Annotated in this window: 10 protein-coding genes; 9 read left to right on the top strand and 1 reads right to left on the bottom strand. The window is 74.6% G+C overall.

From position 1 onward, the window contains the following. Positions 1 to 152 precede the first annotated feature (152 nt). The 5 genes from mfd to DQ239_RS09980 all read left to right on the top strand — a co-directional run bounded on the left by mfd (position 153) and on the right by DQ239_RS09980 (position 8,085). Complete coding sequence (gene mfd, locus DQ239_RS09960; protein WP_113834244.1) at positions 153 to 3,701, top strand: transcription-repair coupling factor; 3,549 nt, start codon at positions 153 to 155, stop codon at positions 3,699 to 3,701. Between the two features lie 42 nt (positions 3,702 to 3,743). Beyond that, positions 3,744 to 4,721, top strand: coding sequence for a peptidylprolyl isomerase (locus tag DQ239_RS09965; RefSeq protein WP_233489042.1), 978 nt, complete (start codon positions 3,744 to 3,746; stop codon positions 4,719 to 4,721). A 4-nt stretch (positions 4,722 to 4,725) separates the two neighbouring features. Next, complete coding sequence (locus DQ239_RS09970) at positions 4,726 to 5,640, top strand: MazG family protein (RefSeq protein WP_113834246.1); 915 nt, start codon at positions 4,726 to 4,728, stop codon at positions 5,638 to 5,640. Positions 5,641 to 5,718: 78 nt separating this feature from the next. Then, complete coding sequence (locus DQ239_RS09975) at positions 5,719 to 7,728, top strand: HNH endonuclease signature motif containing protein (protein WP_113834247.1); 2,010 nt, start codon at positions 5,719 to 5,721, stop codon at positions 7,726 to 7,728. Between the two features lie 168 nt (positions 7,729 to 7,896). After that, positions 7,897 to 8,085: a hypothetical protein gene (locus tag DQ239_RS09980; RefSeq protein ID WP_113834248.1), complete on the top strand. Its 189-nt coding sequence runs from the start codon at positions 7,897 to 7,899 to the stop codon at positions 8,083 to 8,085. A gap of 35 nt (positions 8,086 to 8,120) precedes the next feature. Here DQ239_RS09980 and DQ239_RS09985 read toward each other — a convergent pair whose 3' ends face one another. After that, positions 8,121 to 8,852, bottom strand: coding sequence for a hypothetical protein (locus DQ239_RS09985; RefSeq protein WP_113834249.1), 732 nt, complete (start codon positions 8,850 to 8,852; stop codon positions 8,121 to 8,123). Positions 8,853 to 8,980: 128 nt separating this feature from the next. Between DQ239_RS09985 and eno the strand changes: the two genes are divergently transcribed. The 4 genes from eno to DQ239_RS10005 are packed head-to-tail and all read left to right on the top strand — an operon-like array spanning position 8,981 to position 12,312. Further along, a complete protein-coding gene (gene eno, locus DQ239_RS09990; protein ID WP_113834250.1) occupies positions 8,981 to 10,261 on the top strand; it encodes a phosphopyruvate hydratase in 1,281 nt (426 codons plus the stop codon). A 10-nt stretch (positions 10,262 to 10,271) separates the two neighbouring features. Beyond that, positions 10,272 to 10,868: a septum formation initiator family protein gene (locus DQ239_RS09995; protein WP_113834251.1), complete on the top strand. Its 597-nt coding sequence runs from the start codon at positions 10,272 to 10,274 to the stop codon at positions 10,866 to 10,868. Continuing rightward, positions 10,865 to 11,365, top strand: coding sequence for a DUF501 domain-containing protein (locus tag DQ239_RS10000; protein ID WP_113834252.1), 501 nt, complete (start codon positions 10,865 to 10,867; stop codon positions 11,363 to 11,365). The genes DQ239_RS09995 and DQ239_RS10000 overlap by 4 nt, the downstream gene beginning before the upstream one ends. After that, the gene (locus DQ239_RS10005) at positions 11,362 to 12,312 is read left to right on the top strand and encodes a Ppx/GppA phosphatase family protein (RefSeq protein WP_113834253.1); all 951 of its coding nucleotides are present in this window, start codon (positions 11,362 to 11,364) and stop codon (positions 12,310 to 12,312) included. The genes DQ239_RS10000 and DQ239_RS10005 overlap by 4 nt, the downstream gene beginning before the upstream one ends. Positions 12,313 to 12,342 lie beyond the last annotated feature (30 nt).

Below are 12,342 nucleotides of genomic sequence, written 5' to 3' on the forward strand. Positions count from 1 at the left end.
GGGTGGGCGGGCCCGGCTCCTCACGGACAGTGATCTCCGTGACGTCGGTCGCCGCCCCCGGCAACCGTCGTGGGTGACGACTAACCTGGAGAGGGCCCCCCGCGCACCCGGCGCGACGCGTGCGGCCACCCGACTCCAGGAGTGTTCGACCCGTGACTCTGCGCGGCGTGCTCGACGTCGTCCTCACCGATCCCGGCATGGCCCGCGTCGTGGCGGCGGCGGGGAGTGCGGAGCTGGCCGTCACCGCGTCGCCGCCCGTGCAGCCCCTGGTGGCCGCCGTCCTCGCGGCTGCGCGCCCGGGCGCCGGCGTGCCGGTGCTGCTGGTGACGGCGGGGGAGCGGGACGCCGACGTCGCGGCCGACCTGCTGCGCTGCTTCCTGCCCGGGCAGCGCGTCGCCACGTTCCCCGCCTGGGAGACGCTGCCGCACGAGCGGCTGAGCCCCCGCGCCGACACGGTCGGCCGCCGCCTGGCGGTGCTGCGCGACCTGGCCCACCCGGGCGAGAACGGGACCATCGACGTCCTGGTCGCCCCGGTGCGCAGCGTCCTCCAGCCCCTGGCGCCGGGGCTGGGCGACCTGGTCCCGGTGGAGCTGAGGCCCGGCGACACCGCCGACCTCGACGACGTCGCCCGCGCGCTCGCCGACGCCGCCTACACCCGGGTGGAGCTGGTCGAGAAACGCGGCGAGTTCGCCGTCCGCGGCGGCCTGCTCGACGTCTTCCCGCCCACCGAGCCGCACCCGGTGCGCGTGGAGTTCTGGGGCGACGAGGTCGACGAGCTGCGCTACTTCTCCGCCGCCGACCAGCGCTCCCTCGACGAGCGCCCCGACCGGCTGTGGGCTCCGCCGTGCCGCGAGCTGCTGCTCACCGACGAGGTGCGCGCCCGCGCCGCCGCGCTCGCCGTCGAGCACCCGGGCCTCATCGAGGTGCTGGGCAAGCTGGCCGAGGGCATCGCCGTCGAGGGGATGGAGTCGCTGACGCCCGCGCTCATCGGCGACGAGGCGATGCAGTTGCTCACCGACCTGCTGCCCGCCGGCACCCACGTGCTGGTGGCCGACCCCGAGCGCGTGCGCAGCCGCTCGGCGGACCTGGTGCGCACCGCCGAGGAGTTCCTCGCCGCCTCGTGGGCGACCGCCGCGGAGGCCGGCGAGGCTCCCCTGGACCTGGGCGCCTCCTCCTTCCGCGACCTCGCCGACGTCAAGGCCGCCGCACGGGGCCGCGGGCTCCCGTGGTGGACCACGGGGTCGTTCACCGTGCAGGCCGAGGACGACGAGCAGCAGGTCACCCTGGACGCGACGATCGTCGACCGGTTCGCAGGTGACGTGCCGAAGGCGATCGAGACGATGCGCGGCTGGCAGCGCGACGGGTGGCGCGTCGTCGTCACCTTCGCCGGTCCCGGACCCGCGCAGCGCGCCGCCGACCAGTTCGCGCAAGCCCAGCTCGGGGCGAGGCTGGTGCCGGGCCTCGAGACGGCGCCGGAGCCGCGGCTCGCCTCGGTCACCCAGGGGAACCTGGAGGCGGGCTTCGCGTTCCCCGGCATCGGCCTGGCGCTGCTCACCGAGCACGACCTGACCGGCCAGCGCGGCACCTCGATGCGCGACGCGGTGAAGATGCCCGCGCGCCGGCGCAACGCCGTCGACCTGGTGCAGCTGCAGCCCGGCGACCTCGTCGTCCACGAGCAGCACGGCATCGGCCGCTACATCGAGATGATCAGCCGCACCGTCAACGGCGGGCAGCGCGACTACCTGATCGTCGAGTACGCGGCCTCCCGCCGGAACCAGCCGCCGGACCGGCTGTTCGTGCCGACGGACTCCCTCGACCAGCTCACCCGCTACGTCGGGGGCGAGGCGCCGGCGCTGTCCAAGCTCGGCGGCGCGGACTGGAAGAACACCAAGAGCAAGGCCCGCAAGGCGGTCAAGCAGATCGCCGGCGAGCTCATCCGGCTGTATTCCGCCCGCATGGCGACGACGGGGCACGCCTTCGGCCCCGACACCGTCTGGCAGCGCGAGCTCGAGGACGCCTTCCCGTTCCAGGAGACGCCCGACCAGCTGGCCGCCATCGACGAGGTGAAGGCCGACATGGAGCAGACGGTCCCGATGGACCGGATCATCTGCGGTGACGTCGGCTACGGGAAGACCGAGATCGCGGTGCGGGCGGCGTTCAAGGCGGTGCAGGACGGCAAGCAGGTCGCCGTCCTGGTGCCGACGACGCTGCTGGCCAACCAGCACTTCAAGACCTTCTCCGAGCGGGTCGCGCAGTTCCCGGTGACGGTCAAGGTGCTCTCCCGGTTCCAGACCGACAGGGAGACCACCGAGATCCTGCGCGAGCTGGCCGCCGGGGAGATCGACATCCTGGTGGGCACCCACCGGCTGCTGCAGCCCACGACCCGGTGGAAGGACCTCGGCCTGGTCATCGTGGACGAGGAGCAGCGCTTCGGGGTCGAGCACAAGGAGTACCTGAAGACGATGCGGACGGCGGTCGACGTCCTGTCGATGTCGGCCACCCCGATCCCGCGCACGCTGGAGATGAGCCTGACCGGCATCCGCGAGATGTCGACGATCCTCACCCCGCCCGAGGAGCGGCACCCGGTGCTCACCTACGTGGGCGCCTGGGCGGACAAGCAGATGGCTGCCGCGATCCGCCGCGAGCTGCTGCGCGACGGCCAGGTCTTCGTCATCCACAACCGGGTGCAGTCGATCGACAAGGCCGCGGCGAAGATCCGGGCGCTCGTGCCCGAGGCCCGCGTCGCCGTCGGCCACGGGCAGATGAAGGAGCACGAGCTCGAGCGGATCATGGTCGGCTTCTGGGAGAAGGAGTACGACGTCCTGGTCGCCACGACCATCGTCGAATCCGGCCTGGACATCCCGAACGCCAACACCCTGATCGTCGACCGGGCCGACACCTTCGGCCTCTCCCAGCTGCACCAGATCCGCGGGCGCGTGGGCCGTGGCCGGGAGCGGGCCTACGCCTACTTCACCTACGACCCGTCGAGGACGCTCACCGAGACCTCGGTCGACCGGCTGACCACCATCGCCAATAACACCGACCTCGGGGCCGGCATGGCGGTGGCGATGAAGGACCTGGAGATCCGCGGGTCGGGCAACCTGCTCGGCGGCGAGCAGTCCGGGCACATCGCCGGCGTCGGCTTCGACCTCTACGTCCGGCTGGTCGGCGAGGCGGTCGCCGACTACCGCGCGCAGGTCACCGGCGAGGAGGCCCCGGCCGAGCCGGTCGAGGTCCGCGTCGACCTGCCCATCGACGCCCACCTGCCGCACGACTACGTGCCCGGCGAGCGGCTGCGCATGGAGGCCTACCGCAAGGTCGCGTCGGTCCAGGACGAGGACCAGGCGCAGGCGGTGCTCGACGAGCTCACCGACCGGTACGGCGCCCCGCCGGCCCCGGTCCTCAACCTGCTGGCCGTCGCCCGGTTCCGGGTGGCGATGCGCGCGCTCGGCATCACCGAGGTGTCGCTGCAGGGCCGCGCCATCCGGATCAGCCCGGTGGTGCTGCCGGAGTCCAAGCAGATGCGGCTGGCCCGGCTCGCCGAGGGGGCGTCCTACAAGGCGGCGGTGGAGACCATCGCGCTGAAGATGCCGGTCGGCCCCGACCGGCGGACGCCGCTGCGCGACATCGCGCTGCTGGAGAACCTGCGGGCCACGCTGACCGCCGTCCTCGACCAGCCCGTGGCGGCGGCCGCCTCCTGAGGGCGGCCGGCCGCCCGGGTGTGGGAGTCTCCGGGCGTGCTGATGACTCGCGCTCCCCGGGTGGTGGCCGCCGCGATCCTGCTCGCCCTCGCGCTGTCCGCGTGCCGCAGCTCCCCGGACGTCGCCGCGTACGTGGGCGACGCCCGGGTGACCGTCGCCGAGCTGGAGCGGGCGGTCGACGAGCGGCTGCGCGACGACGACATCGCGCAGTTCGCGGCAGCCGACCCGGCCGGCTACACCCGGCAGGTGCTGGGCTACCTCGTCGACCGGGAGCTGGTGGCGGCGGTCGCCGAAAAGTACGACGTGGCCGTGGGCGACGACGCGGTGCAGGCCCGCATCGAGGAGCTCATCGGCGACCAGGACGCGGACGACGCCTACGCCGAGCTCGCGCAGCAGGGCATCAGCCGGGCCGACGTCACCGAGAACATCCGCCAGCAGCTCGTCCTGGCCGAGCTCGGGGAGATCGAGGCTCCGGACGAGGAGGAGCTGCGCGAGCGCTACGACGAGATGCGCGACGACCTCGCCGGACTGGAGTTCGGCGTCATCACCGCGCCCGACCAGGCCCAGGCGGAGGCGGTGCTCGCGGAGCTCACCGCGGACCCGGCGGCGTACCCGGCGGTGGCGGCCCGGTACGAGGGTTCCGCCACGCTGCCGGAGCTCGTCCGCGGCGACCCCGGCGAGATCGTGCCGGTGCTGGCCGAGCAGCTCGAGGCGGCACCCCCGGGCAGCGGGTTCGTGCAGCCGCTCGAGGCGGCCGGCGGCGTCGTGGTCGGCTTCAGCAACGGTGAGGTGACGCCGAGCTTCGAGCAGGCCCGCCCCGAGCTCGAGGCGCAGGCGGAGGCCGACGCGCAGGAGGAGGTCGCCGCCCGGGTGGCCGAGGTCCGTGACGACGTCGACGTCAGGGTGAACCCGCGCTACGGCGTCCTCGACGACGACGGGCAGCTGGTGCCCGGTGGGGACGGGGTGGTCGAGCTCCTCGACGGCCCGGAGGACGCGTCCGGGAGCGCTCCCGGAGACTGAGCAGGTGCCCGTCGCCCTCGCCGTCGTCGTCAGCCCCCGTCTGCCCGGACTGCTCGGCCCCGCGGCCTGGCGGGCGATCGGGGAACGGCCGGTGGTCGCCCTGCCCGGTGCGGCCGGAACGGCGTCGGTGCTCCGCGCCGAGGGGTGGCACGTCGACGAGGTCGCCGACCTCGCCGCCGCGCAGGCCCACCCCGACGCCGTCGTCCTGCTGACCGACGGGGCGGCGGAGCTGCCCGGCGTCGAGGTCGTCCAGGGCGCCCCGGAGCCGGTCGGCGCCCGCCTGCTCGACGTCGTCCGCGTGATGGACCGGCTGCGCTCGCCCGGCGGCTGCCCCTGGGACGCCGAGCAGACCCACTCCTCGCTGCGCGGCTACCTGCTCGAGGAGGCGCACGAGGCCTACGACGCGATCGTCGACGACGACCCGGTGGCGATGCGCGAGGAGCTGGGCGACGTGCTGCTGCAGGTCGTCTTCCACGCGCGGGTGGCCGCCGAGGCCGCGCCCGAGCGCCGGTTCGACGTCGACGGCGTGGCCGGTGACCTCGTCGACAAGCTGGTGCGGCGGCACCCGCACGTGTTCGGCGACGCCGGCCCGCGGGACGTCGCGGAGGTCGAGGCGGGCTGGGACGAGATCAAGCAGCAGGAGAAGCAGCGGCGCTCGCCGACCGAGGGCGTGTCCCGGTCGCAGCCGGCCGCCTCGTGGGGCGCGGCCCTCGTCCGGCGGGCCGGGCGCGCGGGGCTGCCCACGCCGGAGGCGGCCGCCCTCGCCGTCGACAGCCCGGAGGCGCTCGGCGAGCAGCTGCTGGGTGTCGTCACCGCGGCGCAGGCGCGCGGCTGGGACGTCGAGGACGCGCTGCGCGAGGCGGTGCGCCGCTACGCCGGGGAGCTGGACGCGGCGGCGGAGGGCCGCGCCGGGTCCTGATCCACCACACGCTCGTGGCGTCCTCGCACTGTGGATTCACGCTGGTCAGCGGATCGCTCGTCCGGTACTATCGAACACATGTTCGAACGAGTCGAGGGTGACTGGGCCGATGCCCTGGCCTCCTCCTCGTTCGAGGGTGCGTTGTCGACGGCCCTCCTGGACCGGCCCGCACGGCTCGTGTTCGAGGTGGTCCCGCCTTCTCCGCGACGGGCGTGGGAGTGGTCTCCGCGGTCCGGGGTCGGCTGCCCGGGGCGTTCGTCGGGCCGGTCACTCCAGGGCGGCGACGGGGCGTCGGAGCTGCGCCGGACGCTCGACGCCGGCATCGGCCACCTCGAGCGTGCCGCCGCGGCTTCCCGGGGGATCGCGCGGCTGTCGGCCGTGGTGGCGACGTCGCTCGCCGAGTTCGCCCGGTGTCGCCCGTCGGCGCTGCTCGACCGCGGGCCAGGGGAGCAGGCGGCCATGTCGGCGGCGACCCGGTCCGCGCGCCCGGCCGTGCTGTCGGAGGTGAGCGAGTGGGCGGTCGACGAGGCGGCCCCGACGCTGGGCATCACGTCGTCGGCCGCCGAGGCGCAGCTGGCCGACTCCCTGGCGCTGGTGGACCGGCTGCCCGGTACGCACGCCCTGATGGCCGAGGGGGCGCTCAGCCCGGCGCACGCGCGGCAGATGATCAACCTGGTCGGCCCGGTGGCGGACGACGCGGTGCGTGCCGACATCGAGGCGCACGTGCTGAGGCTCCTCGGCCGCAAGACGCCGCCGCAGCTCGGTGACTGCGCGCGGCGCATCGTGCTGCGCAAGGACGCGGATGCCGCCGCCCGGAAGCTGGTGGCGGCGGTGCGCGAGCGGGGGGTGCGGCTGCACGACCGTCGCGACGGCACCGCCACGGTGTCGATCGACCTTCCGCTGCCGGCCGCAGCGGCGATCTACCGGGCGCTCGAGCGGTACGCGGAGGCGGCCCGGGTCGACGGCGACGAACGGACCAAGCTGCAGCGGATGGCCGACTGCGTCCAGTCCCTGATCCTGCGGTCGGGGGAGGATGGACTGCCTCCGGTCACCATCGCGCTCACCCTGGTGGCGACGCTGGAGACGATGCTCGGTGGTGCGGAGCCCGGTCAGGTCGAGGGCCTGCTGGTGCCGGCCGAGATGGTCCGGGAGCTCGGGTACGCCTTCGGGCTGATGCCCCGCCCGGCACCGGACCTGGACGACCTGTCCGAGGCCGACACCGCACCAGAGACAGGTGCCGATCCTGCGGAGGCCCCTGCCGCCCCGGTTCCCGACACCGACGCTGCCCCCGTGACCCACGACGCCGCGGTGATCGGCACCGATGCCGCGGAGGCCGACGTCGCCGCGGAGGCCGACGACGCCGCGGTGACCGACGACGCCGCGGTGACGGGCAGCGATTCCGCGGAGGCCCCCGCCGCCACGGTCTCCGGTACGCCGCCCGAGAGGGCCCCCGACGCGTCCGACCCTCGGCCGACTCCGGTGGAGAACCGCACGCTCGGTGAGTGGCTGGCGCTCGCCCGGGCGCGGGACGAGGTGGCGGCCCGGGAAGCGCTGACCGGCGCGGTGCAGGCGATCCGCGACGGCACCTGGTGCGACGGCGAGCAGCGCGCACTGCTGGATGCGGGCGCGCTGATGGGAGTGCGCCACGTGGACGGAACGGGGCTGGCGCACCGACCGCGCATCGCGATCGTGGACAAGCTGCGGGGCAGCCTGGTCGCGCTGACCGATGCCGCAGGCATCCGCCGGGGTGCGAGTCTCGGCCCACCGCCCGAATCCGCCGGCTACAGCCCGGGAGCGGAGCTCGACCGCTTCGTCCGGCTGCGCGACCGGCGCTGCCGGTTCCCGGGGTGCCGAGCCCGCGCACGCACGGGCGATCTCGACCATCGGCGCACGTGGCCGGATGGTGCCACCGCGCACGACAACCTGATCTCGCTGTGCAGGCATCACCACCGGCTCAAGCACCAGGCGCCGGGCTGGCGCTTCGACGAAGGCGACGACGGAGCTCTGGCGATCACCATGCCCAGCGGCGACGTCATGACCAGTCACCCGCCCCGATTCGGCAGCGACCTGGACCTCCCGCCCTTCTGAACCGCAGAGTCACAGGCGACGGACGCGGTGGCGTCCACCAGGGATGCTCCAGGGCGGCCCACGGACCGACACGGTCGGGGGACGACCCAAGGCGACCCGGACCGGGCGTGAGCCACTTCGAGCGACGATGCTCCGACGAGCGACGAGCGACGAGGTAGGTGGTCGGACGTGCAGGTCGTCGGCGGTCTGCTGTGCATCGTCGCCGGGCTCGCGATCGTCGGCGGGCTGCTCTTCATCGGGCCGCCCGGTTCCCGAGGGCACGACCTCTGGACAAAGCCCAACCAGGTCAAGGCCGTGTTGGCGGGCGTCGTGGCGATCGTCGCGGGAGTCCTCATCCTCACTGGCGGCGCTGACTAGCCACCTGTGAGGAGTTGGAAAGTCCGGCTCAGCGATCAGCCCTTGGAGAGGCTCGCGGCGGCCGAGGTTCGTGCCGGGTCCCGATCCGGGGGTGTCGGCGTCCGGTGCACGGCCGCGACCAGCGCGCCGACATAGCAGACCGCGACGCTGAGCAGCACCAGCTCGCCGCCGTCCTCCAGGACGCCCAGCGCTCGCCCGAGCGGGCCGCTCCCCGCCAGGGCGTGCAGCTGGTCGACGACCACGCCGAAGAAGGCGTAACCGGCCACCACCACGGCCATGCCACGGCTGACCGCGCGGACCGGCTGCGGGCTGCGACGGTGCAGCACGACCACCGCGACCAGCGGCAGCACCCCCACCAGCCCCCACACCACCAGCTCGCCGAGGTCCTGCCCCTGGAGGCCGCCCACGTCGGGGAGTGCCAGCTGCCGGGCCACCCAGCCGCCCACCTGTTCGTGCACCCGCAGGCGGTCGTCCACCAGGGCGCACGCGAACACCGCGGCCCAGGCGGCGAACACACCGCTGCGGGTCCGCCGCCACAGGAGGAGCAGCAGAGCTGCGCAGCCGGCCTCCTTGGCGTACCCGAACTGCTCGGGCCACCCGCCCTCGGCACCCAGCAGCCACTGCCGGTGCCGGCCGTCGGACCACCCGCGGCGCTCCGCCTCGACCGACGCGGCGATCAGCAGCAGGTCGGCGGCGAGCAGCACGGCGAAGGCGAGCGACAGCCGGCCGCCGGAGCGTCCACCGGCGCTGGTCTCTGCGCGGGTCATTCGGCACACCTTTCCGCAGGCCGACGGGCGGGGATCGACGCCCCCGGGTGCCCGGTGGGAGGGCACCTTCGGGAGACCGCGGCGCGAGGTGTCCCGGTCGCCGGCGGATGGCTGGTTAGGCTGCCCCCGTGCCGAGCATCGATGCCGTAGGCGCGCGGGAGATCCTCGACTCGCGCGGAAACCCCACCGTGGAGGTCGAGGTCGCCCTCGACGACGGGACGATCGCCCGCGCGGCGGTCCCCAGCGGCGCCTCCACCGGCGCCTTCGAGGCGGTGGAGCTGCGTGACGGCGGGAGCCGCTACGGCGGCAAGGGCGTCACCAAGGCCGTCGACGGCGTCCTCGACGTCATCGGCCCGGAGCTGGTGGGCTACGAGGCCAGCGAGCAGCGGCTGGTCGACCAGCGGCTGATCGACCTCGACGGCACGCCGGACAAGTCGCGCCTGGGCGCCAACGCGATCCTGGGCGCGAGCCTCGCCGTCGCCCGCGCCGCCGCGGACTCCGCCGGCCTGCCGCTGTTCCGCTACGTCGGCGGCCCGTCGGCGCACCTGCTGCCCGTGCCGATGATGAACATCCTCAACGGGGGCGCGCACGCCGACAGCAACGTCGACGTGCAGGAGTTCATGATCGCCCCGATCGGCGCCTCGACCTTCGCCGAGGCGCTGGCCATGGGCACCGAGACCTACCACGCGCTCAAGGCCGTCCTGAAGAAGGAGGGCCTGTCCACCGGGCTCGGCGACGAGGGTGGCTTCGCGCCGAACCTCTCGAGCAACCGCGCGGCCCTCGACCTGATCGCCCGCGCCGTCGAGCAGGCCGGCTACACCGTCGGCGACGACATCGCCTTCGCCCTCGACGTCGCCGCCACCGAGTTCCACTCCGAGGGCGCCTACGCCTTCGAGGGCAAGCAGCTGTCCGCGGCCGACATGGCCGAGTACTACACCGGCCTGGTCGACGCCTACCCGATCGTCTCCATCGAGGACCCGCTCGACGAGGAGGACTGGGACGGCTGGATCTCGCTCACCCAGGCCCTCGGCGACCGGGTGCAGCTGGTCGGCGACGACCTGTTCGTCACCAACCCCGCCCGCCTGGCCGACGGCATCTCCCGCGGCGCGGCCAACGCGCTGCTGGTCAAGGTGAACCAGATCGGGACGCTCACCGAGACCCTCGACGCGGTCAACCTGGCCCACCGCAGCAGCTACCGCTCGATGATGAGCCACCGCTCCGGCGAGACCGAGGACACCACGATCGCCGACCTCGCCGTCGCCACCGACTGCGGGCAGATCAAGACCGGTGCCCCGGCCCGCAGCGAGCGGGTGGCCAAGTACAACCAGCTGCTGCGCATCGAGGAGGAGCTCGACGACGCGGCGCGCTACGCCGGCGCCGCCGCCTTCCCCCGTCTGAGCCGGGGCTGACCGGTCGATCATGAGCAGCGTCCGCGGCCGGCGCGGCGGGTCACCGCCGTCCGGCTCCCGCAGCACCGGTCGCGTCCCGCGGGTCCACACGACCCGACCGGTGCGCACCGGGCTGCGGAGTAGCGGGACCCCTCCGACGCGACGGCCCGGCGAGCGCCGGGCACCCCGGCGGCCGGCCCGGACCGCGACGGCGCCGGCCACCCGGCGGCGTCCGCTGTTCACCGGCCGCGCGGTGCTCCTCGGCGCGCTCGTCCTGCTGCTCGCCCTGACCCTGGCCGGCCCGCTCCGCCAATACCAGGCCGGGCAGCAGGAACTGGCCGAGCTCACCGCCGAGGGGCAGGCCCTCGACCGGCGGGCCACCGAGCTCGAGGCCGAGCTGGAGCAGCAGGGCGACCCGGAGTGGACGCAACGCCAGGCCCGGGAGCGGCTCACCTACGTGCTGCCCGGTGACCGGCTGCTGCGCGTCGTCGACGGCGAGGCGGTCGAGGGCGACGCCGGAACGCTGGACGAGGCGGCCGCGCCCGAGGAGCCGACGCCGTGGTTCCAGGGGCTGATGGAGTCGGTGGCCCGGGCCGACGGCGACGTCCCCGAGGAGCCCGAGGAGTGAACGAACCGATCACCCCGGCCGACCGCGACGTCGTCGAGCGGCAGCTGGGCCGGCCCCCGCGCGCGCTCGAAGGGGTCGCCCACCGGTGCCCGTGCGGGCAGCCCGACGTCGTCGAGACCGCGCCCCGGCTCGAGGACGGCACCCCGTTCCCGACGCTCTACTACCTGACCTGCCCCCGGGCCTCGGCCGCCGCGAGCCGGCTGGAGTCCGCCGGCCGGATGCGCGAGTGGCAGGACGAGCTGGGCACCGACGAGGACCTGGCGGCCGCCTACCGGGCGGCGCACGAGGCCTACCTCGCCGAACGGGACGCCAAGGACGTGCTGCCCACCCGTGCGACCGCGGGCGGGATGCCCGACCGCGTCAAGTGCCTGCACGCGCTGGCCGGGCACGCGCTGGCGGCCGGGCCCGGGGTGAACCCGATCGGCGACCGCGCGGTCGAGGGCATGGGGGAGTGGTGGGCCAAAGGTCCCTGCGCTCTCCCCGAGGAACCGGCGTGACCCGGGTCGCTGCGATCGACTGCGGCACCAACTCCATCCGGCTGCTCGTCGCCGTCGTCCCGCCCACCGGCGCGGCGACCGACCTGGTGCGCCGGATGGAGGTCGTCCGCCTGGGCCAGGGCGTCGACGCCACCGGCCGGCTGGCTCCCGAGGCCATCGAGCGCACCAGGGTCGTGCTGGCCGAGTACGCCGCGACCGCCCGCGAGCTCGGCGCCGAGCAGGTCCGCATGGTCGCCACGAGCGCCACCCGCGACGCCGCCAACCGGGCCGACTTCGAGCAGATAGTGCTGACCACGCTCGGCCGGCTCCCCGACGTCGTCCCGGGGCGGGAGGAGGCCGAGCTGTCCTTCCTCGGTGCGACGGCGTCCCTGGACGCAGCCGCGGCGGCCCACGGCACGCCTGCGCCCCGCGCGCCGTTCCTCGTCGTCGACATCGGCGGGGGCTCGACGGAGTTCGTGCTCGGCGACGCGGCGGGGCTGCGGGCGGCGCGGTCGGTGGACATCGGCTGCGTGCGGCTGACCGAGCGCCGGCTGCACGGCGACCCGCCGTCGGCCGCCGAGGTGCAGGCCACCGTCGCCGACATCCGCGCGGCGCTGGCGCTGGTCATCGAGGACGTGCCGGTGGCGGAGGCGGCGAGCCTGGTCGGGTTGGCCGGCTCGGTCACCACCGTCGCCGCGCTCGCCCTCGACCTGCCCGCCTACGACGCGGACGCGATCCACGGCTCGCGGATCCCGGTCGCCGACGTCCGCCGGGTCAGCGAGACGCTGCTCGCCATGCCCCGGGCCGATCGTGCGGCGCTCGCGGTCATGCACCCCGGGCGGGTCGACGTCATCGGTGCGGGTGCGCTGATCCTGCGGACGCTGATGGACGAGTTCGGCCTGGACGAGGTCGTGGTCAGCGAGCACGACATCCTCGACGGCATCGCTCTCCGCCTCGCCCGCGGCTGAGGGCGCCGTGGCAGTGGACGCCGGGGGGTT

It is taken from the genome of Blastococcus sp. TF02-09 (genome assembly GCF_003319105.1).
Lineage (GTDB): Bacteria > Actinomycetota > Actinomycetes > Mycobacteriales > Geodermatophilaceae > Blastococcus.